The organism is Yoonia sp. F2084L (genome assembly GCF_023015625.1).
GTDB lineage: Bacteria > Pseudomonadota > Alphaproteobacteria > Rhodobacterales > Rhodobacteraceae > Yoonia.
Genome location: NZ_JALKAH010000007.1, coordinates 49,869 through 74,787 on the forward strand (window position 1 = coordinate 49,869; position 24,919 = coordinate 74,787).

A 24,919-nucleotide genomic window follows, 5' to 3' on the forward strand; every position below is an offset into this window, starting at 1 on the left:
CGGCACATGGCCAATCACCTCTACAAGAATGATCTGCCAGATGGGCTCGACCTTGGGCCGGTTGTCGCGATTGACTGCGAAACAATGGGGCTGAACCCGCATCGGGACCGGCTTTGCCTGATCCAGATGTCAGGCGGCGATGGCGATTGCCATCTTGTGCAAGTGACACCAGGACAGACAGAGGCACCGAACCTTTGCGCAATGCTTCAAGACCCCAACGTCCTGAAGCTGTTTCACTTTGGCCGCTTTGATATCGCCGCCCTTTTGAACGCGTTCGGTGCGCTGACCGCACCGGCATACTGTACCAAAATCGCCTCAAAGCTGGTGCGAACCTATACGGATCGGCACGGATTAAAGATCTTGTTGCAGGACATGGCGGGCATCGACATTTCAAAGCACCAACAGCAAAGCGATTGGGGGTCGCCTGAGCTGACCGAAGCGCAGTTGGATTATGCAGCATCTGATGTCTTGTATCTGCACCAGCTAAAGGAAAAGTTTGATGTGCTTCTCGCCCGCGAAGATCGGACTGCGATTGCCCAGTCCTGCTTTGATTTCCTGCCAACCCGCGCCAAGCTTGATCTGGCAGGCTGGCCTGATTCAGACATCTTTTCGCACTGATGGTTGATCACGCAAAATTTCTGGGCACCGCCCAACGGGTCATCACACAAGAAGCCGAAGCACTTACCGCTTTATCCGCCGGGCTTGGCGAAAGCTTCGCACAAGCGGTGGAGCTTTTACTGAACGCAAAGGGCCGCGTCATCGTTTCGGGCATGGGAAAGTCTGGGCATATCGCGCGCAAAATCGCTGCGACCTTCGCCAGCACCGGCACACCTGCGCATTTCGTGCACCCGGCCGAGGCTTCCCACGGTGATCTTGGCATGATGACGCGCGGTGACGTTGTACTGGTCCTGTCCAATTCGGGCGAAACCCCGGAACTGGCCGATTTGGTTGCCTATACCCGCCGCTTTGGTATCCCCATGATCGGCGTTGCCAGCAAACCAAAAAGCACGCTTTTGACCCGCGCCGATGTCGCCATCGTACTGCCTAGTCTGGGGGAAGCTTGCGGCACTGGGGTTGTGCCCACGACATCAACGACGATGACGCTCGCGCTGGGCGATGCCCTGGCCGTCGCCCTGATGGAGCACCGCGATTTCACACCCGAAAACTTTCGTGATTTTCACCCCGGCGGCAAGCTGGGCGCGCAATTGTCCAAGGTATCCGACCTGATGCACACCGCAGATGCTGTCCCACTGGTGCCCGCAGACACACCGATGAGCGACACACTTTTGGTCATCAGCCAAAAAGGCTTTGGCGTTGTGGGTGTGATTGATGACAACGCGCGCCTGATCGGTATCGTCACCGATGGCGATTTGCGCCGCCACATGAGCGGCCTTTTGGACCACACCGCACAAGAGGTGATGACCGCAAGCCCGGCGACCGTTGGCCCCGAAGCTTTGGCGGAAGAAGCGGTCGCGCTGATGAACGACCGCAAGATCACATGCCTGTTCGCCGTTGATCCCAAAGGTCCCGGACAAGTCGCAGGGTTCCTTCATATCCACGACTGCCTGCGCGCCGGGATCGTCTAGCCGTGGCTGTGGCGGATAATCTACATTCCCAGATTGTTGGCTGGGCAAAGATTATTCTGCCACTCTGCGCATTGGCGCTTTTGTCAACGCTGTTTCTGTTTGCGCGATCCACCACGGAACCTTCCGAAATCGTCTTGGAAGAGGTCGAGGCCATCGCGCGCGAACAACGTGTGTCCGCGCCAGAGTTTTCCGGGGTGACCGACGAAGGCGCGATCATTGTCATCTCAGCCAAAACCGCGCGCCCCGACACAGCCCAGCCCGACACTGTCAGCATCGACGACATGCGCATGCGTATGGACAATGCAAACGGCAGCCACGTCGAAATCACCGCGACAACAGGCGAAGTCGATGGCCGTGCCCGCGTCGCCCGGTTTTTGGGGTTGGCCCGGCTTGAAACCTCAGACGGGTATGAGATGGAAACAAACGGCTTGATTGCCGCGCTGGACACCGGGGTGGTCACATCGGATGGATTGCTGGAAGTCCGCGCGCCCTTTGGGCAATTGACCGCAGGCAAAGTGACATTTCTGGTTGCATCCGAAGGTACGGCGCAGGAGATGCTGTTCACCGACGGGGTCCGCCTGCTATACATCCCCCAAGCCCCGTGACGAAGGATAAGGCACCGATGCTAAGACAGATTGCACTTTGCGCGTCCCTCATTGTCGCGACAGCGGGGATGGCGCATGCGCAAACCAACATTGATCTGGGTGGTATCACGGTTGATACGGCCGCCGCGATTGAGGTCACGGCAGACAGTCTTGCGGTTGATCAAGAAACCGGCAAAGCCGTATTCGACGGCAATGTGATCATCGGGCAAGGCGACTTGCGCCTGACGGCCGGTCGGGTTGAAGTCATCTATGGCACCGACACATCACAAATCGCCCGCCTGATCGCGACGGGCGGGGTCACCTTTGTGACCGCGGACGAAGCCGCAGAAGCACAGCAGGCCGACTATGACATCACGACCGGTTTGTTGGTGCTGGCCGGTGACGTTCTTTTGACCCAAGGGCCCAGCGCAATCTCGGCGGGGCAGATGACCATTAATGTCGCTGATGGCACAGCCACCATGGATGGACGTGTGCGCACCGTTCTGCAACAAGGTGAAAACTGATGCAGGATAGCCCGCAACTTTCAGTCCAAGATGGCGATGTCGGCCTGAAAATCGTCAATCTGCGCAAAAGCTATCGCAAACGCCCCGTTATCCGCGATGTTAGCATCGACCTTGGACGAGGTGAGGTTGTGGCATTGCTGGGCCCGAACGGGTCGGGCAAAACAACATGCTTTTATTCCATCGCAGGTCTTGTCACACCCGAAGGCGGGCGGGTCATTATCGACGGGCGCGAGGTGACGACATTGCCCATGTACCGCCGAGCGCAGATGGGCATCGGGTATCTGCCACAGGAAATGTCGATCTTTCGCGGCATGTCTGTGGAAGACAACATCATGTCGATCCTCGAAATCAACGTATCCAACCGGCACCGCCGCCGGGAACGGCTTGAAGAACTGCTTTCGGAATTTTCCATTGAACATCTGCGGCGGGCCTCGGCCTTGGCCCTTTCGGGGGGTGAACGACGCCGGGTTGAGATTGCGCGCTGTCTTGCCGCAGGGCCGAAATACGTGCTGCTGGATGAACCCTTTGCAGGGGTTGACCCGATTGCCGTGGGTGAAATCCGGCATCTGGTGGCCGATCTGAAAAACCGCGGCATCGGCGTGCTGATCACAGATCATAACGTGCAGGAAACGCTGCAAATCGTGGATCGCGCCTATATCCTGCACGACGGCAAAGTTCTGATGAGCGGGACCACAAGCGAAGTCATCCAAGATGAGAACGTGCGCCGCGTTTATCTGGGCAGCAACTTCCGCGTGAACTGATTCTTTTCGCCTCGGTGGCCATGCATCATTGACAACACCCCGGGTTTCATCGCCAAATGTTGAGGATGATAGACCCGATTACTTTCCCCGCGTCGTCACTGGCATACCGCCGGTCCATGCGGATAAGCTTAACAAAATCGGGATGTTATCGTGATCCACTCATATGATGTTACGCCGTTTTTCCCGCATTTCGGGCATGAACCGCGCGACCTCATAACCTACTAAAGGAGAAACGATGCGTTACCAGATCAGCGGAAAGCAAATCGACATTGGTGCAGCCCTGCAAACTCATGTGAAGACTGAGTTGGAAGAAATCCTGAGCAAATATGCCGGGCGACCGACCGAAGCTTATGTGGTTTTTTCCAAGTCGGCGCATGAATATGTCTGCGAGTCCGTTGTGCATCTTTCCACGGGTCTGAACGCGCAAGCCACTGGCAAAGCGACCGAAATATATGCAGCGTTTGACGCAAGTTCCGAGAAAATGGACAAGCAGTTGCGCCGCTACAAACGGCGCCTGAAAGACCACCATAAAGAGCGTTCACAGCCTGTTGAACTTTCAGACGCGGGGTCATATATCCTCGAATCAAGGGACGAGTTAGACGACGCTGAACAAGATTCAGTGACCGGCATGATCGTCGCTGAGATGGAAACGAAGATACCGTCTTTGTCTGTTGGCGAGGCTGTCATGCAGATGGAAATTGCGAGCGCTCCGGTTTTGGTTTTCCGGAACGAGAAACATAATGGAGTAAACGTCGTCTACCGACGTGACGACGGAAACATCGGCTGGATCGACCCACGCACATCGGGTTAGACCAGACAATCAACTGAGAGACGTGTTTCATGCAACTTGGCACCATTCTGAAAACGGATGCGGTAAAGTCGATTTCTTCTTGCACCAGCAAGAAGCGCCTTTTCCATGACCTTGGTGAACTTGCCGAGGTCAGCTATGGCTTGGACGCGACCACAGTGATTGATGCCTTGGTCGAACGCGAGGGTTTGGGCCCAACCGGTGTTGGCCAAGGCATCGCACTGCCTCACGCACGACTGCGAGAGGCAGACAAGGTCTTTGGCCTGTTTCTGCGTCTCGAAAAACCACTGAACTTTGATGCTATTGACCGGCAACCCGTTGATTTGGTGTTTGCGCTAATCGCTCCGGAAAATGCTGGCGTTGACCACCTTAAAGCACTGGCGCTGGTGTCGCGCACCTTGCGGGACAAGGCGATCTGCGGAAAGCTACGCGCTAATAGCAATGCAAGCACACTGCACACAATCCTGACAGAGGTTGAGGCTTCGCAGGCGGCCTAGGCCCAATCCCCAAAACTGAACGCTGCATAGTCGCGCCCATAAGCATCGCGCGCAGCCTGTTCGAGTGACGCATCATGGATGGATTGCAGGCGTGGCTGCCAGCGATGCGCCGTATCGCCCAGCGCCGGTGGATTTTCAATATCCAGTGTGACAGCAAGATGCGCCAGATCATCGGCCAACCGATCTTCGCGCAGCACCATGTCGGGAACCGCAAACTGCGCCATGCCCTGCAATAGCGTCAGCTGGCTTGCCCATGATGGATCGACCCGTATGCTGGTTTGGCCTGCGAGGTTGGTTTTCAGGAACTTAAGGAAACCCAAAAAAGCACGGTGATGATCTTTGTCGGAATAGCTGTTCAGATCGCCCAAGTCCGGGGCGGCCGGCGGTATCTTAAGCTTATGGACACGGATCAGATTGGCGCGGATTTCCGGCAGGCTGCGCGGACCATCCAGCAGAATACGGTCGCAAAAGGCAGCATGCGCGCGGGCCAGTGGATGCCGCAGGACGGTGAAACTGCGATGCGCTGCATGTGTTTCTTGCCACTGACGCAGCGACTTTTGCGAAAACTTTTCAATCAATGCGTCTGTTGCGGCACCATCAACGGCGGCCAGCCACTGCCGGACGGCCCTATCCGGGCCGGACCGCAACGGCATGTACAACAGACCAGACTGGGGTGCTGCCACATAGGTGGGAATGGCGGGGCCACGGTTTGGTTCAAAATGCGGGGTACGCCCCAGATCAAACCGATCCATACGCGCCAGTGCCTCTTTCATCTCATCAAAGTTGCTGACCTTTTGATCCAACGGGTCAGGGTTTTGCTTTTTCAGCCTTTTGTTGATGTTCGACAGCCGGGCAGGCGTGCCCAGAAACTGCGCCAACCCGTTCAGAACGTCAACGTCACGCAGATCATCATAACTGATGTAAAACGCTGTTTGGCCGCTAATCTGCAATGCATGCTGGATGCGGACCTGAAACGCTTGGATCGCCTCCAGATGCGCCTCGAAATCGGCAGGCTTAAAGTCGATGGAAATGGACTTGGAGTGGGTCGCATTGGTCAGTTTCCACTGCCCTGTCGCCTGCGCGATCTTCCAGCTGACAAAACTGTCCAGCGGGTTCCGGGTCAGGATGATCTTGGCACAACGCGGATCATCAACGCAGGCATTCAGCACGCGCGGATCGTGATCATGGAAAAACCGGAAACCAGCGAGCGTATCGCTTTCTTTGATCTTACCCAGCAAGGCGAGCGGGTCTTTTTCGCGCGTTTCACGGTCAAAACCCAGCAATGCGTCAATCTTGGGGTAGGCCACGAATGACGGGTTAAATGCTTCGCCGTGACAGCTGACGCCATCAAGCATGTTGATGTTCGCTTCAAGCAGATTGGACCCGGTCCGCATTTCTGCCAGCAGGATGAAGTAGTCAAACTTACTCATTCAGCACTGATCACATAGGGTTTGCGACGGGGTTCGCCGTTGGCGGGTCGGGTGTTGCCGATCGTGATGTCACCTGTCAGGAAAGGATGCATGCCTTGGTTCTTCAGGTCCTGCAAAAAGTCTGGCAACCCGGTCAAATCCGGCATCTTCGGGACCTCTTTCAATGCATTCCCACGATGCCCGGCGATATCATCAATAATGGCTTGCAGCACATCCATCGGAGCTTCGATAAAGTCTGCCAGCGTCATGATCTTGATCCGCGCATGGGCATCGGGCGCACGCAATACTTTCAGAAACTTGTCCTCGATCCGTTGCAGGCGCGCGGCCTCGGCCCTGACATCGCTTGCGGATCGTCCTGATGCAAATAATGGGATCGACCACGCACCGGACACGACCCAAATACTTGCATTGGTGTCTTTGGCCAAGGTCCATCGAACCTTTTGCGTATCTGCCGGTCCGAATTGAAAACAGTGATGGTCGTCGCGACCATTCCAGATCAGGTTGGCCAGGAACATCTTGCCGTTGTAGTCGCGCAACCGCGCGTTATCTGACAGCCCGCCGCGATAAATCTCGCTTTCATCCGCAAAATGCGCGCGGTCTTTTGCAAACAGATGCCCGTGCACCTGCGCACCCGTCTGTTTGGTCAGCCACGCCTGAAAATCGGGAAAGACATCATCAAGCCCTTGCAACACTGCATAAGGGGCTGCGGCAATTCCGTTTTGGCGGTCCACACTTGGAAACCGGCTTTGCATATAAAGACCCGGTCGCCCGCGTGTGCGCCGGTCTACGGCATGTGAAAACACGCGGTCTACAGCGCCCGAGTTTGGTTCCTCGGCAGCGCGCGCCGCATCATGTGGTAGCGGGAAGGTTTGATACAACAGATCAGCATTGTGCCAAATTTTGCGCGCCACAAAGCTTTTGGAGCGTTGCAAAAGCTCCAGGTGATCATTGAAAAAGATATGCGGTTTGCCCTGATAGTCGAACTTTGCCAGTGTCAACGACCTGCTTTCAACCTGACGTGCATGCAGTCGCGTCAACGTCTGGTAATAGCTTTCGTCAGGGATCCAGACCTGCCTGAAATAGCGGTCATAAACCCCACGCTTAGGGTCCTGAAGGATCGCGTCCAGCGTTTGCCGGGTCAGGCACCACCATTGCGATCCCATATGCGGCACGATGCCTTCGGGGATTGTGCGGCGGTAACCGATCAACTGCTGAAGTTTCACAAATTGATCGAACAGGCGTCGGTGCTTTTTCCATGCAAAAGGAAACCGTAAGGTAAAGCGTTCGCGATCAAGCCCACCAACGGTCCAGGGGACATCTGCCGTGGTCGCACTTTCGATGAAATCCGTATCGGGATGTGCGTCAAGATAGGCACGCAACTCAGCAACAGGGCGCAAAGGCAGGCAGGACCCAGACGCCAGATATACATGCTGCGCGTCTGGAAATTCTTCCAGCAATAGCGTTGCTGCTTCTTGTGATGCCGCTACCATGCCCCAGGTGCCCCATTCGCAACGATGCCGCGCGCAAAAGCGGACATCGGCAAGATCAGCCAAAGCTGCGGAAAACGTGTTATAGCTGGCCGCCGGCACATTGCTATCGACATGCACCACAACCGGACAACCCGCGTCCGACCAATGCCGCACCATCTGTTCGGCCCGGTCAAACCCGGTGTGTACTAACATGATGACACCCAGCGTCATGCCCAATTCCCCTTGGACATCAGACCCAGAATTTCAAGCTGGCGCCAGTTGATGTATTGCTCGCTCCATTGGCACCACAAATCAGGGTCGGTGCCATGGCGTTCAGCATAGGTCTTGTATTCGCGCCCCGCGCGATAATGCTCTGCCCGCTGGGCTTCTTCGGTTGCGCGGTCGGCAAATGTGTTCAGAAACTTCGCATGTAGCAAAATGCCCGAGGTCTTTTCGCCACCTTGCTGATCGTAAACAAGGTTCAGCCCGCGCGGCAGCATCATATGGGTAGAACTGACGTAGGCATAAGGTTTGCGCCATTTCACAAAGGGAATTTTGTTCAGCGCGGGCGCTTGCTTGGGCTTGCTGGCAAAGAAACTGCGCGCGCGTGGTCCACCTTGGATCCACAGGTTTTTCAGCAGCTTGTTCTTGGTCATGATGTAGTTGCCGGAATCGAACCAATTGGCCACCTCAAACGGGTCATCACCGCGTGCATAGTGGGTCTGCCCCACCGGCCCTTTGGGATACATATCCAACAACATCGCGCCAAACGATCGTGCGCCGGACGCATCCAACCAATCCGCCAGCGCCCGGATCGGGCGGGTATCGCAGAACGGGTAGACAAAGAACTCATCCACATCGACGGTCAGCGCCCAATGCCCATCCGCATATTTACCTTGCAGATACGTCAGCCAATCCACGCCATAGCGGGCCTCACCGTAAGCGGCCTTTGTGCTCCAGAGTGAGACATCGGGTTGGTCCAATACATATGCACGCCCTGCATCGCTGCTGTCATTGTCGACCAACAGAAAGTGGTTGATGCCAAGCTTGCGGTAGTAATCAAGGAAAAACGGCAACCGCACATCTTCGTTCCGAAAGGTGCAGAACAGCAAGATATCATCAGGCGCAATGTCTTGCGTGCGGTCGGAGACCACCTGCAACTCGCGACCCTTACGCAGGGCGCGCGCGCGCCACCGCTTGCGCTGCAATCGCAGCCGATATGATGTCCAAATACCCAAGGCGTTGCTTTACCTATGCCGACGATTTCTGCACTGCATATCAGACCCAACGCCCTTTTGACATCAGTCCTAACGCAACCAGTTGCGCATCGCCTTCGTAACGTTGCGATCCTTTATGCCAAAGATCAGGGTTTTGGGTTAATTGTTTGTGATAGTCGGTGTAGAGCGCCGTGTTCTGAAAATGCTGACCGCGCTGCAACTCTTCCGCCGATTTCGCGGCAACGATGGGCAGGAACTTTGTGTGAAGCAGCACGCCGCTGACCCGGCTATCACCCGCAAAGTCAAACACATCATGCAAGCGCGTTGGCAGGATTTGATGGGTTGAGCTGACATAAGCGTAACGCCGCGACCAGCGCACCAAAGGTGTTTTGTTCAGTGTCGGCGCGCGCGCAGGTTCATCGGCGAAAAAGACCCGTTCGCGCACGCCCCCCTGAATCCACAGGTTGCCGTAATAATCATGCAACTGGTCGCGGTAGTTGCCCGCATCGAACCACGCCAGCGTCTTGGTCGGGTCGTCGCCCGGATCATAGGCAACATCACCCAATGGCCCTTTGGGATAAAGGTCCAGCAGCATCGCCCCGAATGATGCATGCCCCTGATCGTCCAGCCACCCGGTCAACGCCTTTAGGTCGCGGGCCTCATGGGTGGGGTAGATCAATAACTCATCCGCATCCACTGTCAGGCACCAGTGTTTATGCCCATGCTGCCATTGCAGCCATCCCAGCCAGTCCATCCCAAAACGCGCCAAACGGTAGCTATGCGTTGTGTGCCAGAGGGAAACGTCTGACTGCGCGGCCAGATATTCAGCAGTGCCATCGTCGCTACCGTTATCGACAAAAAGGAAGTGATCCACGCCAAGTTTGCGGTAATGCGAAAGGAAGTGAGGCAGCCGGACAATCTCATTTCGGACCGTGGCAAAGGCCAGAATCGCGTCCGAAGTGATCTGATCTGTGCGGTCCACCCTTGGGGCAATCTGATGCCGTTTGCGCCATATCCGAAACAAAAACCGCCTGCGTTTCCAACGCAGACGGTAAGCATGCCAAAGCCCTTTGCGCCATGGGCGCTCGGATACTGCCATATCGGTCGGCCTTTACTGCGCCGCCTGCTGCACCGCGTGCATCTGCGTCAGGAATTCCGCAAACTCGTCACGCAATTCGTCACGTGCCAATGCGAAGGCGACAGTCGCTTGCAGGAAGCCAGCCTTGGAGCCGCAATCATAGCGCTGGCCATCAAAGCGATAACCGAACACATCGCGACCAGCACGGATTTCTTCCGCAATCGCATCCGTCAGCTGAATTTCACCACCAGCACCACGACCAACAGTTTCCAGATTGGCCAGCACCTGCGGCGTCAGAATATAACGGCCGATCACAGCAAGATTTGATGGAGCCGTTCCGGCGGCAGGCTTTTCAACCATGCCCTTGGCTTTCACGATAGGGCCATTCTGGTCGGCGATGTCCAAGACACCATAAGACGACGTCTGTTCAGGCGACACTTCCATCGTGGCAACCATCGCACCACCGGTTTCCTGATAGGCTTCGATCATCTGCTGCAAGCATGGCTTTTCGCCTGCAATCACGTCGTCGGTCAGAATAACGGCAAAGGCCTCATCCCCGATCAACTTGCTTGCACAGGACACCGCATGACCAAGGCCCAGTGCTTTGTGCTGGCGCAGGTATGCAATTGTACCGCTGTCCATGTTTGTATTGCGCAGGACTTCGAGCAGCTCTGTCTTGCCTGCTTTTTCAAGCGATGCTTCCAGATCAGGCGCCAGATCAAAATAATCCTCAAGCGCGGATTTTCCACGCGAGGTGACAAAGATAAAATCTTCGATGCCAGCGGCCCGCGCTTCGTCAATGGCGTATTGGATCAACGGGCGATCCACGAGCGTCATGATTTCTTTTGGGACCGACTTTGTTGCAGGCAGGAACCGTGTTCCCAGTCCAGCCACGGGAAAAATCGCCTTAGAGACTTTTCTGTTCATCAAATCACCCTTCATTCTAAACTACCGGTGCAAAGTATTTCGCTAACACGGCTACAATAAGACAAAACAAATACAATTGATGTGGAGGTATACCCTACCTGCCAGAGTTTTGCCTAATTATGTCCCATTTCCTTTAGCATCGCCTCAATCCGCGGCACATCCTGCGGGTTGTTCAGCTCCCAGAACTGGCGACCTTTGGCTGCAACCTCAACACAGAGCATCGGTACACCACGTTCAAGGAATCGCAACTGTTCCAGCCCTTCCAGCTGTTCCAATGGACCCGCAGGCCAACCTGTATAGGCCGCAAGCGCGCTTGGTCTGTATGCATAGACACCGACATGATGGAAAACCGGGGTCTCATCCGCGTCGCCATAGGTCCGCCCCGTGAAGGGAATCACTTCTTTTGAAAAATACAGCGCGTTGTTGTCTGCCCCAAAGACGGCAGTAGTACCCCCAACACGGCCCTCGCGGCGGTCCTGCAAAAGCCCGTTCAAAGCGCGGCCTTCGGTGCGCAAAACCGGGGTGGCAACATCAGCGTTTGGATTGTCCCGCAGCCCTTGCACCAAGTCCTCGATGAACCATGCAGGGGTGAGCGGCGCATCCCCCTGCAAATTCACCACGATGTCATAGCCTTCACCCAGATGTGTCAGCGTCTCAGCACAGCGTTCAGTGCCGTTTTGGCAAGTAGTCGCCGTCATCACGACCTCGGCCCCGAATGCCTTTGATGCATCAGCGATCCGCGCGTCATCTGTCGCCACGACAACCTTGTCGATGCCATTGACCTCGCGGGCGGCATCCCACGAGCGGCGGATCAGGCTTTTGGCCTCGCCCCCTGCGCCGCGCAATTCAACCAATGGCTTGCCCGGATACCGGGTAGAGGCATACCGCGCAGGGATCACGATCAGGACGGACATTATGGTTTCTCCAGCGTCACACCGGGTGCGTAGGCGATGAAAAAGGGGTTCTCAAATCCCGGCTTGCCGTAGCCAAGCGGTGTATGATCATCGAAACGAACGACCTCACCACCGGCCCCTTTCAGCACGGCATGACCCGCAGCCGTATCCCACTCCATCGTGCGGCCAAGACGGGGGTAAAGATCGGCCTCGCCTGTGGCGACAAGGCAGAATTTGAGTGACGAGCCTGCGCTTTTCATATCGGCGGTTGCGTATTTGCTGATGTAGTCGTCTGTCGCCTGATCACGGTGTGACTTGGACGCGACGACAAGCAGTGCCGCGTTATCGGGCGAAGACACGTTGATCGGTGTTGTCGCACCGGCATGGTCCTTGGCAAAGGGCGCTGTTTCCTCAACCGCGGTGCCATCTGCTTGGGTATAGAAAAGACGATCCTTGGCTGGGGCATAAACGATCCCGCGCACTGGCACGCCATCTGCGACATAGGCAATGTTCACGGTGAAATCACCGCGCCTTTTGATGAACTCCTTGGTGCCATCAAGCGGATCGACGATCAGGAAGGTGCTGACCGACTGGCCGTGCGATGCGGCTTGTTCCTCGGTCACGAGTGCGATGTCAGGGAAAGCGGCGCGCAGGCCGGCGCTGATGATCGCATCGGCGGCCTCATCCGCCACAGTCACGGGGCTTTCGTCACTTTTTGAGCGTACCTCAAAGTCGTCAGCCGCGTAGATTTCCATGATTTTGTCGCCGGCCTGTAGTGCCAATGTGCGCATGACCTGCGTTAATTTTTCAAAGTCCATACAATACTACCTGTCATCAAAATGCCCTGATCAGGCTGTTTATGGTGTTTCGTCAAGTGATCAGCAAGGTTATCGTGTTACAACGACATGTCGCCTGTTACGTAAGATCTGGAAAGCAAATGTTCCAATCCCCAATCCACACGACCACGTCAGAAGGTATGCTGGGCATGCTGGAGGTGACGTATCATACGATCGTGCGCCGCGCGCGCAGCGGGCACAGAAATGCCGTTGTGTCGATGGCACTGAATATGGTGCAGGGTTTGACGATGATCTTTGCCTTTTGGATTTTCTTTCAGATCCTCGGGCTCCGCAGTTCGCCTATCCGGGGGGACATGCTGCTTTACATCATGACCGGTATCTTTGTTTATCTGACGCATATCAAAGCCGTGAACGCTGTGATGGGTTCTGGGGGGCCGACATCACCGATGATGTTGCACAGACCCATGAACACAATTGTTGCGATTTTGGCCTCGGCGTTGTCAGCGCTTTACTTGCAAATCATCACGCTCACTGTGATTTTGGTGATCTATCATATCGCTTTCACACCGGTCCACATACATGATCCGATCGCGGCCCTTGGTCTGCTCATACTCGCGTGGTTTTCGGGCTGTGCGGCAGGGATGATATTTCTGGCACTCAAGCCATGGTTTCCGCGGTTTATTGCTACGATCAAGCCGCTTTACATCCGCATCAATATGATCGCGTCAGGCAAGCTATTTGTCGTCAACACGCTTCCAGCCGCCATGATCGCCATGTTCGACTGGAACCCTCTGTTTCACATCATCGACCAGATGCGCGGTGCCGTTTTCTTGCATTACAACCCTCAGTTTACAAATCTGGAGTATCCGATTTACCTGTCCCTTGTGCTGATTATGATCGGCCTGATGGGTGAATTTTTTGCCCGCCAGCACGTATCAGTCAGCTGGTTTGCGGGCAGGTAAGGCGCGTGCCTTAACCTAACTGAAGAAAATCCGTTATTTTACATGGTTTGCAGCTGTTCTGCCGCTTGCAGCCCGAATAACGCATCCCTATATACGCCAAGATCGCAGCACAGGGCCAAGGCGCTGGGCTGTATATATGTAACTGGCGCGGGTGCCTCAGATGGGTTCGCGCTGCTCAAACCGCCTAACGTAAGGGATTTGAAAAATGGCCAAAGTTATTGGTATCGACCTGGGAACCACGAACTCCTGTATCGCCATCATGGATGGTGCAAAGCCACGTGTTGTAGAAAACTCTGAAGGTGCGCGCACGACGCCATCTATTGTCGCGTTCACAGATGATGAGCGCCTTGTGGGCCAGCCGGCGAAACGCCAGGCTGTGACCAACCCTGAAAACACAATCTTTGCGGTCAAGCGTCTGATCGGTCGTCGGTTCGACGACAAGGACCTTGCCAAAGAGAAAAAGAACATGCCGTTCGAAATCATCAACGGCGGCAATGGCGACGCATGGGTCGAAGCCAAGGGTGAGAAATACTCCCCCAGCCAGATCTCTGCTTTCATTCTTGGCAAGATGAAAGAAACCGCCGAAAGCTATCTTGGCGAAGACGTCACACAGGCGGTTATCACCGTCCCTGCCTACTTTAACGATGCTCAGCGTCAGGCGACGAAAGACGCCGGTAAGATTGCGGGCCTCGAAGTGCTGCGGATCATCAACGAGCCGACAGCGGCTGCATTGGCTTATGGCCTTGATAAGAAAGACAGCAAAACCATCGCGGTCTATGACCTTGGCGGTGGTACATTTGACGTCACGATCCTTGAAATCGACGACGGCCTGTTCGAAGTGAAATCTACCAACGGTGACACGTTCCTTGGTGGTGAAGACTTTGACATGCGCATCGTCAACTACCTGGCGGATGAGTTCAAAAAAGAGAACTCTGTCGATCTGACCAAGGACAAGATGGCGTTGCAGCGTCTGAAAGAAGCTGCGGAAAAGGCCAAGATCGAACTGTCGTCTTCCTCCAGCACTGAAATCAACCAGCCGTTTATTTCCATGGGCTCCAACGGCCAGCCGTTGCACATGGTCATGAAACTGACACGTGCGAAATTGGAAAGCCTGGTCAGTGACCTGATCAAAGCATCCTTGAAGCCTTGTAAAGAAGCGATCAAAGATGCGGGCCTGTCCACGTCTGACATCGACGAAGTCGTGTTGGTTGGCGGTATGACACGCATGCCACGCGTGAAGGAAGAAGTTGCCAAGTTCTTTGGCAAGGAAGCGCACCAAGGTGTAAACCCCGACGAAGTGGTCGCAATGGGTGCCGCCATTCAGGCCGGTGTTCTGCAAGGCGACGTCAAAGACGTGGTTCTGCTGGACGTGACACCTTTGTCGCTGGGTATCGAAACCCTTGGTGGTGTGTTCACGCGCCTGATCGACCGGAACACAACGATCCCGACGAAAAAGTCTCAGGTCTTCTCAACCGCCGAAGACAACCAGAACGCCGTGACATTGCGCGTCTTCCAGGGTGAGCGTGAAATGGCCGCTGACAACAAAATGTTGGGCCAGTTCAACCTTGAAGATATCCCGCCCGCACCACGCGGCATGCCACAGATCGAAGTGACCTTTGACATCGACGCCAACGGCATCGTTGAAGTTGGCGCCAAAGACAAAGGCACCAACAAAGAGCAGAAGATCACGATCCAGGCCTCTGGTGGTCTGTCCGATGAGGACATCGAAGCAATGGTCAAAGACGCCGAAGAAAACGCTGAGGCAGATAAAGACCGTCGCGAGTTGGTGGATGCCAAGAACCAAGCGGAAAGCCTGATCCACTCGACCGAAAAGTCGATGGAAGAGCATGCCGATAAGGTCGATCCAACCACGATCGAGGCGATTGAGTTGGCGATTGCTGCGCTTAAGGACGATCTGGAAACTGAAAACGCAGATAAGATCAAATCTGGCGTCCAGAACGTGACCGAAGCCGCCATGAAGCTGGGTGAAGCGATCTATAAGTCGCAGCAAGAAGCTGAAGGCGAAGCAGAGCCTGATACGCCGGGTGCCGATGAAGAAATCCTCGATGCGGATTTCGAAGATCTGGACGACAACAAGCGTGACAACTAAGGCGTTACGCCGTCTGTGAATTGACCGGCCCGCAACCCGGGCCGGTCTTTTCCTTTCCCAAAGGGGGAACCACATCATGGCAAAACGTGATTATTACGAAGTGCTTGGCGTCGCCAAAGGTGCTGACGCCGCGACGATCAAGAAGGGTTACCGCCAAAAGGCGAAAGAGCTGCACCCGGATCGCAACGCCGACAATCCCAACGCCGAAGCACAATTCAAAGAGGCCAACGAGGCCTACGAAGTCCTGAAGGACGAAAACAAGAAAGCCGCTTACGACCGTTACGGTCATGCTGCCTTTGAAAACGGCATGGGCGGCGGCGGGCCACGCGGTGGCCAAGGCGACTTTGGCAGCGCTTTTTCTGACGTCTTCGACGATCTGTTCGGCGATTTCATGGGCGGTCGCGGCGGCGGGGGCCGTCGCAGTGCCGCACAGCGCGGCAATGACTTGCGCTATAACCTGCGGATCAACCTCGAAGATGCGTTCTCTGGCATGCAGAAAACCATCACCGTCCCAACGGCTGTTGGATGCGGCGCATGTAACGGGACCGGTGCAGAAGGCGGATCAGAGCCGCAAACCTGCCCAACCTGTTCCGGCATGGGCAAGGTGCGCGCGCAGCAGGGTTTCTTCACAGTTGAACGCACGTGTCCAACCTGTTCGGGCATGGGTCAGACGATCAAAGACCCCTGCACCACCTGCCACGGTCAAGGTCGCGTCGAGAAAGAGAAATCCCTTTCCGTCAACATTCCCGCGGGTGTTGAAACCGGCACACGGATTCGCCTTGCTGGCGAAGGTGAGGCCGGAATGCGCGGTGGTCCGACAGGCGACCTTTATATCTTCATTGAGGTGCAGGATCACGCGCTGTTTGAGCGGGAAAGCACGAACCTTTACTGTCGAGTGCCCGTATCCATCGCAACCGCCGCACTAGGTGGTGAGATCGAAGTGCCAACGATCGACGGTGGCCGCAGCCGGGTAAAAGTGCCCGAAGGGTCGCAGTCTGGCCGCCAGATGCGTCTGCGTGGCAAGGGCATGCCTGCCCTGCGCGGCGGCAATACCGGTGACATGTTCATCGAACTGTCGGTGGAAACACCTGTCAAACTGACATCGCGGCAACGCGAGATTCTCAAGGAATTTGACCAACTCAGCGAAGAGAACAACCCGCAAGGGTCCAGCTTTTTCGACAGCGTCAAAAGCTTTTGGGACTCGATGAAAAGCTAGCGTTAACCGCGCAGTAACCATCGCTTTGGCAGAGTAGGGAAATGACCCATTTTGCCGAAGCGCCTTCCTTGTTTTCTGACCATGACGATGTGATTGCAGTCCCGCCCTTGGAAAAGGGTAAGGTCCCATCCTACATGCGCGACCACCGCAAACGCCTGCGTGAACGGTTTTTGTCCGGTGGGGCAGCAGCGATGCCCGATTACGAATTGCTCGAACTCGTCCTGTTTCGTGCCATTCCAAGACAGGATGTCAAACCATTGGCGCGCGCTCTGATCGACAGGTTTGGCGACTTCAATCGGGTCCTTTCCGCACCACTCACACAGCTTTCTGCCGTCAAAGGCGTTGGTGATGCCGTACTGCTGGAACTGAAACTGGTTGAGGCAGCAGCACATCGCCTGTCTCGGGCCAAGGTCATGCAAAGGCATGTTCTGGCTGGCTGGGACGCGTTGCTTGATTATTGCCATACGACGATGGCGCACCGCGAAACGGAACAGTTTCGTATCCTGTTTTTGGATACCAAAAACACCGTCATCGCCGACGAAGAACAGGCGAAAGGCACCGTGGATCATGTGCCGGTTTATCCGCGCGAGGTTGTGAAGCGTGCGTTGGAATTAAACGCCAGCGCATTGATCCTTGTGCATAATCACCCGTCCGGCGACCCCACGCCATCAGACGCAGATATCCAAATGACACGGCAAATCAATGCCGCAGCACAAGCGCTAAGCATCACATTGCATGATCATCTGATTATTGGAAAAGCCAGCGAAACTAGTTTCCGGGCGCTTGGCTTGATCGACGGCGGGGTCTAACGGGACGCCAGTGTCAGATCAGAAAACATATCGTCGAAGAAGACGATTTCACCAATCTGGTCACAGCTTGGCATGCGCGCGACGATGTCCGATTTCACCAGCATCTGTCCAGCATTCGTCTGGATCGTGATAGCATCAACCTCGCTATCGCAATTCGCTTCGTTCACGCTGACACCAACGCGCAGATCTACCATGGAATCACGGTTCATCTGACCGGCGGGAAATGTGTAAACTTCAGCCTGATAGGGGATTTCAGCCTCGGTTTCACCAAAGTAGGCCACAAATCCGTTCAAACCAGCGCGCGTGTTCTCAGCCGTGTGCACGGACGCTGACCAGACATGACCCGGGTCACCAATCTGTGCGCCGTTTTCCAAGGCGTGCAAGCGCATGTTATCGGCACTGGCCCATTGCAAAACCGCACGGTCGTATTGGCGCAACTCAGGAACAAAAATGCTGGTGCTGCCCTGCATAACATTGCCCACAGAAATCGCGAACTCTGCGTCAGTGACAAGGGCCGGCACGATTACTGTCGCATTGCCATCGCCGTCCTTGACCGCCGAAAACAACAGACCTTCGTGATGGACAAGAAACTCTGCATTGGGAAAGCAGGGTGCTGAGATCGACAGCTCAACAATTGCGCCCGGTTGCCGCTTTGCGGAGATTGCCGTGTCGCAGCCGATACCGGGCGTGGCCAAAAGCACGCCAAGTTCTGGCACATCAAGTTCGGTATAGACGACATCCACGGCCACAACCGATTGCACGTTGGCCATATGGTTCAATGGGGTTGTCACAACATCCGGCACACCGAACACGGCCTCACCCTGCGCATTTGTTGACATCATCAGCGTACGCGGAGCTTTGTTATAAATCGGTCCGTCAGCGGCGGCGCCAATCCGAGGTGTTGGTTCGTCGTACTGCATCACAAAGCCAACCGCGACAGCGACTGTCAGCGTTGATGCAATTGTTTTGATCGTCGTAAAGCGAGACATCCCCATCCCTCACAGTAACACTGTATCCAGAAATGACGAGTCAGAGTGACATCAGCGGGTCATGCCAAAGGTCTTAGCGTGTTCCAGTTATGGCAAAAATTAGGCAAGCCGCCCGTGGCAGTGTTTGAATTTCTTGCCTGACCCGCAAGGGCAGCTGTCGTTGCGGCCCGGATTGCCCCAAGTCGTCGGGTCGTTTTCATCAAACCCTTCGCGTGCTTCACCAGTTGCTGCTGCCGTGACGGCAGGCGCTGCCGCAGCAGCAGCCGCTTGCGCCGCCGCCTGTTGCTGCTGGCGCATTTGCGCAATCATCTGCTCTTGCTCTTCTTTGGACATCGGGCGGATTTGCGACAGCTTTTTCGTTACATCAGTGCGCAGCCCATCAAGCATGCTTTCAAACAGTTGGAACCCTTCGGTCTTGTATTCGTTCAGCGGATCGCGCTGTGCGTAGCCACGGAAACCAACGACAGACCGCAAGTGTTCAAGCGTCAAAAGATGCTCGCGCCATTTGGCGTCAATCGTCTGCAACAGAATCTGTTTTTCGACGCTGCGCATCGTATCATCGCCAAAGGCTTCTGCCTTTTCGGCCATGTATTTGTCGGCGGCCTCTTCCAGCCGTTCGCGGATGTCATCGTCATCGACACCCTCCTCTTCGGCCCATGCGATCACGGGCACATCAAGGCCAAGATGCTCAATGACGCTCGCATAGAGTCCTTGGGTATCCCATTGATCTGCATATGTTTTTGGCGGCATATGGTCATGCACCAGATCGTCGATCACCTGATCGCGCATGTCCTTGGTGACCTCTGACAGATCCTTGGCTTCCATGATGTCGCGGCGCTGTGAAAAGATCACTTTGCGCTGCTCGTTCATCACGTCATCGAACTTCAGCAGCTGTTTGCGGATGTCAAAGTTGCGGCCTTCGACCTTGGCCTGCGCCCGCTCTAGCGACTTGTTCACCCAAGGGTGCACAATCGCTTCGCCTTCTTTCATGCCCAAACCGGACAAGACCTTGTCCAACCGGTCAGAGCCGAAAATACGCATCAGATCGTCTTCAAGCGACAGGAAGAAAGCAGACCGACCCGGGTCACCCTGACGGCCCGAACGGCCGCGCAGCTGGTTATCAATCCGGCGGCTTTCGTGGCGTTCAGTGGCAAGCACGAACAGACCACCAGCGGCTTTCACCTTTTCCTTTTCATCGGCGACTTCGGCCTCGATCCGGGCGCGCAGTGCTTCGATATCGGCATCCGGGTCTTCAGCAACGGCTTGCAGCACACGCATTTCAACGTTGCCGCCCAACTGAATATCAGTGCCGCGTCCAGCCATATTGGTCGCAATGGTGACAGCGTTCAGCTTGCCTGCATCCGCAACGATCTGTGCTTCTTGTTCGTGCTGACGCGCGTTCAGGACATTAAAGGTGATTCCTTCAGCTTTGAGCATGTCTGCAAGCGCCTCGGATTTCTCAATCGACGTTGTGCCCACAAGAATCGGCTGACCCTTGGCATGGGCCTCTTTGATTTCATCCACGACGCCAGTAAACTTCTCGCGGGCCGTGCGATAAACCTGATCGTCTTCATCCAAACGTGCAATTGGGCGGTTTGTTGGCACTTCGACAACACCAAGCCCATAAATCTCTTGAAATTCCTCGGCCTCGGTCGATGCTGTACCCGTCATGCCGCCCAGCTTGTCGTAAAGACGGAAGTAGTTTTGGAAGGTCACAGAGGCCAGCGTCACGTTTTCGGGCTTAATCGAACAGCCTTCCTTCGCCTCAATCGCCTGGTGCAGGCCGTCAGACAGTCGGCGCCCGACCATCATGCGACCGGTGAATTCGTCAATCAGGACGACCTCATCATCGCGGACGATATAGTCTTTGTCTTTTGTAAAAAGCTTATGCGCGCGTAGGGCCTGGTTGATGTGGTGCACCAGCGTGGCGCTTTCAGGATCGTAGAGTGTCTGACCTTCAGGCAGCAAGCCAGAGGCGCTTAGCTTCTCTTCCAGAAAATCATTACCATCGTCGTTGAACGTCACCTGACGGGTTTTTTCATCCAAGGTAAAATGCTCGTCCAGCACATCAGGGATGACCTTGTCGATGGTCGCGTACATTTCAGACCGGTCCTGGGCGGGGCCAGAGATAATCAACGGAGTCCGGGCTTCATCAATCAGAATACTGTCGACCTCATCCACAATCGCGAAATTGTGGTAGCGCTGATAGATCTGGTCCAGTTCTGACTTCATGTTGTCGCGCAGATAGTCAAAGCCCAATTCGTTGTTCGTCGCATAGGTGACGTCACAGGCGTAGGCGGCTTTTTTCTCATCATCGGGTTGCTGTGGCACGACCACACCGGTGGTCAAACCCAGCGCGCTATAAACTTTGCTCATCCATTCGGCATCACGACGGGCCAGATAGTCGTTCACAGTGACGATGTGCACACCCTTGCCGGTCAATGCATTCAGATAGGCGGGGAAGGTCGCGACAAGAGTCTTACCCTCACCTGTCTTCATCTCAGCGATGTTGCCCTGATGCAGGAAGATGCCGCCCTTCAGCTGCGTATCAAAGGCACGCAGGCCCAGCGCACGTTTGGCAGCCTCGCGGCAATTAGCAAAGGCTTCAGGCAGCAGATCATCAAGGCTTTCGCCGCCCATCGCGCGTTTGGCAAGCGCCTCAGTCTTTTCTTTGATGCCTTCGTCAGACAGCGCCTCGAACTCAGGCTCAAGCGCATTGATCTGATCAACCAAGGGGCGGACGGCTTTGACTTTGCGGTCGTTTGCGGTGCCAAACACCTTTTTGGCAATCGTTCCGAAACCCAGCATATTCTCTCCGGCGGCGCATTAGCACCTGTCTGACATCTATTTGAGAGGAGGTCGCTTGTAGGCCCGGTTCAGGCCACATAGAAAGGGCCGAAGCTATGGAACTATAAGGCCTCCTCGAGGCATCTCTGGGATGTAAGGGGCCGCTACTACAGTGTCAACGCCGCGGACTGGCGCGGCCTATCAAGGGATCGTTTAATGCTGAAACATGTTACATTTTTGGGTGCTGCGACTGTGGCTGCCTTTTTGTCCACGGGCGCTTTTGCTCAGGACGTGACAGCCGACACTGTCGTAGCCACCGTCGGCGACACAGATATCACATTGGGCGAGATCATCATCGCCCGCACCCAACTGCCCCCGCAGTATGCGCAGTTTCCCAATGACGTGCTTTTTAACGGGCTTGTTGATCAGCTGATCCAGCAACAACTTTTGGCCGACCAGTTGGAAGATGTACCTACGCGCATCGACTATATGCTTAATAATGAGCGGCGCGCGCTGGAAGCAGGCGAGGTTATCACACAAATCGCCGAGACTGCGATCACCGAGGCGGATATTGAGGCCGCCTATGATGCACGTTTTGCGGATGCGGAGGATATTCCTGAATTCAACGCAGCCCACCTGCTGGTCGAGACCCAGGAAGAAGCCGCCGCCGCCAAGGCACGCATCGACGAAGGCGCTGAGTTTGCCGAAGTCGCGCGCGCTGTGTCAACCGGGCCAACAGGGCCAAACGGCGGCAACCTTGGCTGGTTTGGCCCGGGCGCGATGGTCCCGACGTTCGAAGAGGCGATTATGGCCCTCGAAGTTGGCGGCGTGACTGAACCCTTTGAGACGCAGTTTGGCTGGCATGTTGCAACGCTGCTTGAAAAGCGTGTCCAACCACGTCCGACACTGAATGACCTGCGCCAGCAGATCGCGGCTGAGTTGCAGGAAGCGGCCGTCACGGCACGCCTTGAAGAGCTCGCGGCTGCAACGGCGGTGACCGAACCTGAGGAAGGTCAGTTTGATCCGGCCCTCATCGACGCAATCGACCTGCTGGACTAGGCCCGCATGACTGTCTCACCACTTGCTCCGCCACGGTTTCCTGATCTGCCGGAAATCGGCGGGGTGACTTTTGCGGCGACCGCAGCTGGCATCAAATACCAAGGGCGCGCAGACGTGATGCTGGCCGTCCTTGCCCCCGGCACTTCTGTCGCAGGCGTTTTCACACGCTCTGTGACGCGTGCGGCACCAGTGCTGGATTGCCAGAAAAAGCTGGGGGGCGATCCAAGTGGTTCTGCTGCGATATTGGTGAACTCTGGAAATTCCAACGCCTTCACCGGCGCGCATGGTACGGGATCGGTGCAGGCTGTCACCCAAAGCGTCGCGGCGTCCACTGGCGTCGCGGTCGAGCGGGTCTTTACCGCATCCACCGGTGTGATTGGGGAACCATTGCCGCATGATCGGATTTTGGCGAAAATCGCAGAACTGAACGACGCACAATCAGGTGATGCAATTTCAAAAGCAGCACATGCAATCATGACAACGGATACCTTTGCCAAGGGATCGTCGGCCACCATTAAGGTGGACGGAAGGCGCGTGAAAATCGCGGGCATCGCCAAGGGCTCTGGCATGATCGCGCCCGATATGGCGACGATGTTGGTTTATATCTTTACCGACGCGAAAATGGATCAAGGTGATTTGCAGACGCTGGTCTCTGACCTGAATGCCAAGACATTCAACTGCATCACGGTCGATAGCGATACCTCGACCTCTGACACGCTGATGGTTGCCGCAACCGGCGCATCCGGGGTGGATGTAGCGGGGAACACCGATTTCACGGACGCTTTGCACAACGTCATGCTGGATCTGGCCCATCAGGTCGTGCGCGACGGTGAAGGGGCGACCAAATTCGTGACGGTCCAAGTGAGCGGCGCAAAGGACGACGCCGACGCGCACAAAGTGGCCTTGTCGATTGCCAACTCGCCACTGGTCAAGACCGCCATAGCGGGGGAAGACGCCAATTGGGGACGGATTGTCATGGCTGTTGGTAAATCCGGAGCAGTAGCAGATCGGGATCGGCTGAGTATCCGGTTTGGGGACATCACTGTCGCCCAGGACGGCTGGCGCGCGCCAGATTATTCCGAGGACGCGGCAAGCGCTTATATGAAAAACGCGGAACTGGAGGTTGGGGTCGATCTGGGGATCGGCGACGGCCAAAGCATTGTTTGGACCTGTGATCTGACGCATGGGTACATCAGCATCAACGCGGATTACCGGTCGTGAAGGTGGTTCTGGTTTCCGCCGTGGCATTGATTGATGCGGACGGTCGCATCCTTTTGGCACAACGCCCGGAAGGGAAGTCCATGGCGGGCCTGTGGGAGTTTCCGGGTGGCAAGGTCGAGACGGGCGAAACACCAGAGGCCGCGCTGATCCGCGAATTGCAGGAAGAGCTGGGGATCGACACATGGGCATCCTGCCTCGCGCCCCTCACATTTGCCAGCCACACCTACGATGATTTCCACCTGCTGATGCCGCTGTTTGCCTGCCGCAAATGGGACGGCACGCCGCAATCACGCGAAGGTCAAGCGCTGAAATGGGTGCAAGCGAATGACCTGCGCAACTATCCCATGCCAGCGGCAGATGTGCCGCTGATCCCGATATTGCGGGATTGGTTGTAAGTGACCGGTTTGAGCCCACTAAGAACGATGCTGCAGAGTTGAAGAACGCCCGCATTGGTGAAACTCGCCATCGGATGAAGTTAATCGCTATGGCGTATCCACCATTGAGATTTCGCCCTCTAATCGTCAAAGTGCAGGCGGATCACCATCATATCGACAGGGTTTTACTCAATGAACAAATCTTTTGCTGCACTAGGGCTCACATTCATTTTGGCGGGCTGCGGCATATCTTACCCGCAAACCGGGGCAGAGTTGCAATCAATGGCGTCCACATCGCCGCTTGTATCAAGTGAAAGCTATGCCGTCTCACGCTCGGCGAGCGCAGTCACAAATAGCCTGCGTAGCCTGTCCAGTAAATGCTTGAACCGGACCACCGAAAGCATCATGGCGCCGCGCCAGACCCAATTCGGGGTGCAAGGTACGCAGTTCGTCACACGCTGGGAAACAACGGTCCGCAGCTCTGGCAACGGCGCAGAATTGGCAATGAGGATGGTCCCGATCAGAGGCAGCGTGAACGAGCCGAGCGAAGGCTACATTTTCTTCGCTGCATCCGTGCAAAGCAACGGTAGCGGCGCACAAGTTACACATTACCAAGGCTCTATTGGAGCAGGCGCGTTTTCGGATCAGGTCAAAGCCTGGGCAAATGGCAGTTCAAGGACTTGTCCGGACATGCCGAGGTGAACCGCGCCGGGTTTGCCGGAGGCTCCAACTCATGAGTAGGATGGAGCATCATGACAAAGACAACGAACAAGTATTCACCAGAAGTCCGCGAACGCGCTGTACGGATGGTATTGGATGGC

General features: G+C 55.7%; 24 protein-coding genes. 15 read left to right on the forward strand and 9 right to left on the reverse strand.

The genetic code is table 11. The features are described 5' to 3' along the window. The first annotated feature begins 6 nt into the window (after nt 1–6). The 7 genes from MWU60_RS18260 to MWU60_RS18290 all read left to right on the forward strand — a co-directional run bounded on the left by MWU60_RS18260 (nt 7) and on the right by MWU60_RS18290 (nt 4,760). The gene (locus tag MWU60_RS18260; protein ID WP_247228843.1) at nt 7–618 is read left to right on the forward strand and encodes a ribonuclease D; all 612 of its coding nucleotides are present in this window, start codon (nt 7–9) and stop codon (nt 616–618) included. Further along, nucleotides 618–1,586, forward strand: coding sequence for a KpsF/GutQ family sugar-phosphate isomerase (locus MWU60_RS18265; protein ID WP_247228844.1), 969 nt, complete (start codon nt 618–620; stop codon nt 1,584–1,586). Before MWU60_RS18260 ends, MWU60_RS18265 begins: the two co-directional genes overlap by 1 nt. 8 nt (nt 1,587–1,594) lie before the next feature. Then, nucleotides 1,595–2,191 (forward strand): hypothetical protein, encoded by a 597-nt coding sequence (locus MWU60_RS18270; RefSeq protein WP_247228845.1) that lies wholly within the window; start codon nt 1,595–1,597, stop codon nt 2,189–2,191. Nucleotides 2,192–2,208: 17 nt separating this feature from the next. Further along, on the forward strand, nt 2,209–2,694 hold the full coding sequence (gene lptA, locus MWU60_RS18275) for a lipopolysaccharide transport periplasmic protein LptA (protein ID WP_247228846.1): 486 nt from the start codon (nt 2,209–2,211) through the stop codon (nt 2,692–2,694). Further along, complete coding sequence (lptB, locus tag MWU60_RS18280) at nt 2,694–3,455, forward strand: LPS export ABC transporter ATP-binding protein (protein WP_247228847.1); 762 nt, start codon at nt 2,694–2,696, stop codon at nt 3,453–3,455. Before lptA ends, lptB begins: the two co-directional genes overlap by 1 nt. A 235-nt stretch (nt 3,456–3,690) precedes the next feature. After that, nucleotides 3,691–4,266, forward strand: a complete 576-nt coding sequence (gene raiA / locus MWU60_RS18285; protein ID WP_247228848.1) for a ribosome-associated translation inhibitor RaiA — start codon at nt 3,691–3,693, stop codon at nt 4,264–4,266. A gap of 29 nt (nt 4,267–4,295) precedes the next feature. Beyond that, nucleotides 4,296–4,760 carry a PTS sugar transporter subunit IIA gene (locus MWU60_RS18290; RefSeq protein WP_247228849.1) on the forward strand — a complete coding sequence of 155 codons (465 nt, stop codon included), beginning with the start codon at nt 4,296–4,298 and terminating at the stop codon, nt 4,758–4,760. On the opposite strand, the gene MWU60_RS18295 is transcribed toward MWU60_RS18290, so the two are convergent. The 7 genes from MWU60_RS18295 to cysQ all read right to left on the reverse strand — a co-directional run bounded on the left by MWU60_RS18295 (nt 4,757) and on the right by cysQ (nt 12,592). Beyond that, nucleotides 4,757–6,190, reverse strand: a complete 1,434-nt coding sequence (locus MWU60_RS18295; protein ID WP_247228850.1) for a sulfotransferase domain-containing protein — start codon at nt 6,188–6,190, stop codon at nt 4,757–4,759. The two genes, MWU60_RS18290 and MWU60_RS18295, sit on opposite strands and share 4 nt — an antisense overlap. Then, nucleotides 6,187–7,890: a beta-1,6-N-acetylglucosaminyltransferase gene (locus MWU60_RS18300; RefSeq protein WP_247228851.1), complete on the reverse strand. Its 1,704-nt coding sequence runs from the start codon at nt 7,888–7,890 to the stop codon at nt 6,187–6,189. Before MWU60_RS18300 ends, MWU60_RS18295 begins: the two co-directional genes overlap by 4 nt. Next, on the reverse strand, nt 7,887–8,897 hold the full coding sequence (locus tag MWU60_RS18305) for a glycosyltransferase family 2 protein (protein ID WP_247228852.1): 1,011 nt from the start codon (nt 8,895–8,897) through the stop codon (nt 7,887–7,889). The genes MWU60_RS18300 and MWU60_RS18305 overlap by 4 nt, the downstream gene beginning before the upstream one ends. A gap of 40 nt (nt 8,898–8,937) precedes the next feature. After that, nucleotides 8,938–9,975 (reverse strand): glycosyltransferase family 2 protein, encoded by a 1,038-nt coding sequence (locus tag MWU60_RS18310; protein ID WP_247228853.1) that lies wholly within the window; start codon nt 9,973–9,975, stop codon nt 8,938–8,940. A gap of 12 nt (nt 9,976–9,987) precedes the next feature. Then, nucleotides 9,988–10,881 (reverse strand): UTP--glucose-1-phosphate uridylyltransferase, encoded by an 894-nt coding sequence (locus MWU60_RS18315; protein ID WP_247228854.1) that lies wholly within the window; start codon nt 10,879–10,881, stop codon nt 9,988–9,990. Between the two features lie 113 nt (nt 10,882–10,994). Continuing rightward, the gene (locus MWU60_RS18320) at nt 10,995–11,795 is read right to left on the reverse strand and encodes a manno-octulosonate cytidylyltransferase (protein ID WP_247228855.1); all 801 of its coding nucleotides are present in this window, start codon (nt 11,793–11,795) and stop codon (nt 10,995–10,997) included. After that, nucleotides 11,795–12,592, reverse strand: coding sequence for a 3'(2'),5'-bisphosphate nucleotidase CysQ (gene cysQ / locus MWU60_RS18325; protein WP_247228857.1), 798 nt, complete (start codon nt 12,590–12,592; stop codon nt 11,795–11,797). Before cysQ ends, MWU60_RS18320 begins: the two co-directional genes overlap by 1 nt. Nucleotides 12,593–12,711: 119 nt before the next feature. Between cysQ and MWU60_RS18330 the strand changes: the two genes are divergently transcribed. The 4 genes from MWU60_RS18330 (at nt 12,712) to radC (ending at nt 17,668) form a co-directional block, all read left to right on the forward strand. Further along, complete coding sequence (locus MWU60_RS18330; RefSeq protein WP_247228858.1) at nt 12,712–13,533, forward strand: ABC transporter permease; 822 nt, start codon at nt 12,712–12,714, stop codon at nt 13,531–13,533. A gap of 205 nt (nt 13,534–13,738) precedes the next feature. Beyond that, on the forward strand, nt 13,739–15,643 hold the full coding sequence (dnaK, locus tag MWU60_RS18335; protein ID WP_247228860.1) for a molecular chaperone DnaK: 1,905 nt from the start codon (nt 13,739–13,741) through the stop codon (nt 15,641–15,643). Nucleotides 15,644–15,719: 76 nt separating this feature from the next. Continuing rightward, nucleotides 15,720–16,859, forward strand: a complete 1,140-nt coding sequence (gene dnaJ, locus MWU60_RS18340) for a molecular chaperone DnaJ (protein WP_247228861.1) — start codon at nt 15,720–15,722, stop codon at nt 16,857–16,859. Between the two features lie 41 nt (nt 16,860–16,900). Beyond that, complete coding sequence (radC, locus tag MWU60_RS18345) at nt 16,901–17,668, forward strand: DNA repair protein RadC (protein WP_247228863.1); 768 nt, start codon at nt 16,901–16,903, stop codon at nt 17,666–17,668. Here the strand turns inward: radC and MWU60_RS18350 are convergent. Beyond that, nucleotides 17,665–18,657: a hypothetical protein gene (locus tag MWU60_RS18350; RefSeq protein WP_247228864.1), complete on the reverse strand. Its 993-nt coding sequence runs from the start codon at nt 18,655–18,657 to the stop codon at nt 17,665–17,667. The two genes, radC and MWU60_RS18350, sit on opposite strands and share 4 nt — an antisense overlap. A 99-nt stretch (nt 18,658–18,756) precedes the next feature. Continuing rightward, a complete protein-coding gene (secA, locus tag MWU60_RS18355) occupies nt 18,757–21,465 on the reverse strand; it encodes a preprotein translocase subunit SecA (protein WP_247228865.1) in 2,709 nt (902 codons plus the stop codon). Between the two features lie 195 nt (nt 21,466–21,660). Between secA and MWU60_RS18360 the strand changes: the two genes are divergently transcribed. The 4 genes from MWU60_RS18360 (at nt 21,661) to MWU60_RS18375 (ending at nt 24,800) form a co-directional block, all read left to right on the forward strand. Further along, nucleotides 21,661–22,503 carry a peptidylprolyl isomerase gene (locus MWU60_RS18360; RefSeq protein ID WP_247228866.1) on the forward strand — a complete coding sequence of 281 codons (843 nt, stop codon included), beginning with the start codon at nt 21,661–21,663 and terminating at the stop codon, nt 22,501–22,503. Between the two features lie 6 nt (nt 22,504–22,509). After that, nucleotides 22,510–23,724 (forward strand): bifunctional glutamate N-acetyltransferase/amino-acid acetyltransferase ArgJ, encoded by a 1,215-nt coding sequence (gene argJ / locus MWU60_RS18365; RefSeq protein ID WP_247228867.1) that lies wholly within the window; start codon nt 22,510–22,512, stop codon nt 23,722–23,724. After that, a complete protein-coding gene (gene mutT / locus MWU60_RS18370) occupies nt 23,721–24,119 on the forward strand; it encodes an 8-oxo-dGTP diphosphatase MutT (protein WP_247228868.1) in 399 nt (132 codons plus the stop codon). Before argJ ends, mutT begins: the two co-directional genes overlap by 4 nt. Before the next feature lie 171 nt (nt 24,120–24,290). Continuing rightward, nucleotides 24,291–24,800 carry a hypothetical protein gene (locus tag MWU60_RS18375; protein ID WP_247228869.1) on the forward strand — a complete coding sequence of 170 codons (510 nt, stop codon included), beginning with the start codon at nt 24,291–24,293 and terminating at the stop codon, nt 24,798–24,800. Nucleotides 24,801–24,919: the final 119 nt, after the last annotated feature.

Excerpts from the sequence above, each read along its gene's own strand:
- MWU60_RS18295 (WP_247228850.1), bottom strand. The coding sequence starts at position 6,190 with ATGAGTAAGTTTGACTACTTCATCCTGCTGGCAGAAATGCGGACCGGG.
- MWU60_RS18290 (WP_247228849.1), top strand. The coding sequence starts at position 4,296 with ATGCAACTTGGCACCATTCTGAAAACGGATGCGGTAAAGTCGATTTCT.
- lptA (WP_247228846.1), top strand. The coding sequence starts at position 2,209 with ATGCTAAGACAGATTGCACTTTGCGCGTCCCTCATTGTCGCGACAGCG.
- MWU60_RS18300 (WP_247228851.1), bottom strand. The coding sequence starts at position 7,890 with ATGACGCTGGGTGTCATCATGTTAGTACACACCGGGTTTGACCGGGCC.
- radC (WP_247228863.1), top strand. The coding sequence starts at position 16,901 with ATGACCCATTTTGCCGAAGCGCCTTCCTTGTTTTCTGACCATGACGAT.
- MWU60_RS18330 (WP_247228858.1), top strand. The coding sequence starts at position 12,712 with ATGTTCCAATCCCCAATCCACACGACCACGTCAGAAGGTATGCTGGGC.
- secA (WP_247228865.1), bottom strand. The coding sequence starts at position 21,465 with ATGCTGGGTTTCGGAACGATTGCCAAAAAGGTGTTTGGCACCGCAAAC.
- MWU60_RS18360 (WP_247228866.1), top strand. The coding sequence starts at position 21,661 with ATGCTGAAACATGTTACATTTTTGGGTGCTGCGACTGTGGCTGCCTTT.
- argJ (WP_247228867.1), top strand. The coding sequence starts at position 22,510 with ATGACTGTCTCACCACTTGCTCCGCCACGGTTTCCTGATCTGCCGGAA.
- MWU60_RS18350 (WP_247228864.1), bottom strand. The coding sequence starts at position 18,657 with ATGTCTCGCTTTACGACGATCAAAACAATTGCATCAACGCTGACAGTC.
- MWU60_RS18315 (WP_247228854.1), bottom strand. The coding sequence starts at position 10,881 with ATGAACAGAAAAGTCTCTAAGGCGATTTTTCCCGTGGCTGGACTGGGA.
- MWU60_RS18310 (WP_247228853.1), bottom strand. The coding sequence starts at position 9,975 with ATGGCAGTATCCGAGCGCCCATGGCGCAAAGGGCTTTGGCATGCTTAC.
- dnaJ (WP_247228861.1), top strand. The coding sequence starts at position 15,720 with ATGGCAAAACGTGATTATTACGAAGTGCTTGGCGTCGCCAAAGGTGCT.
- dnaK (WP_247228860.1), top strand. The coding sequence starts at position 13,739 with ATGGCCAAAGTTATTGGTATCGACCTGGGAACCACGAACTCCTGTATC.
- MWU60_RS18265 (WP_247228844.1), top strand. The coding sequence starts at position 618 with ATGGTTGATCACGCAAAATTTCTGGGCACCGCCCAACGGGTCATCACA.
- cysQ (WP_247228857.1), bottom strand. The coding sequence starts at position 12,592 with ATGGACTTTGAAAAATTAACGCAGGTCATGCGCACATTGGCACTACAG.
- lptB (WP_247228847.1), top strand. The coding sequence starts at position 2,694 with ATGCAGGATAGCCCGCAACTTTCAGTCCAAGATGGCGATGTCGGCCTG.
- MWU60_RS18375 (WP_247228869.1), top strand. The coding sequence starts at position 24,291 with ATGAACAAATCTTTTGCTGCACTAGGGCTCACATTCATTTTGGCGGGC.
- MWU60_RS18320 (WP_247228855.1), bottom strand. The coding sequence starts at position 11,795 with ATGTCCGTCCTGATCGTGATCCCTGCGCGGTATGCCTCTACCCGGTAT.
- raiA (WP_247228848.1), top strand. The coding sequence starts at position 3,691 with ATGCGTTACCAGATCAGCGGAAAGCAAATCGACATTGGTGCAGCCCTG.
- MWU60_RS18260 (WP_247228843.1), top strand. The coding sequence starts at position 7 with ATGGCCAATCACCTCTACAAGAATGATCTGCCAGATGGGCTCGACCTT.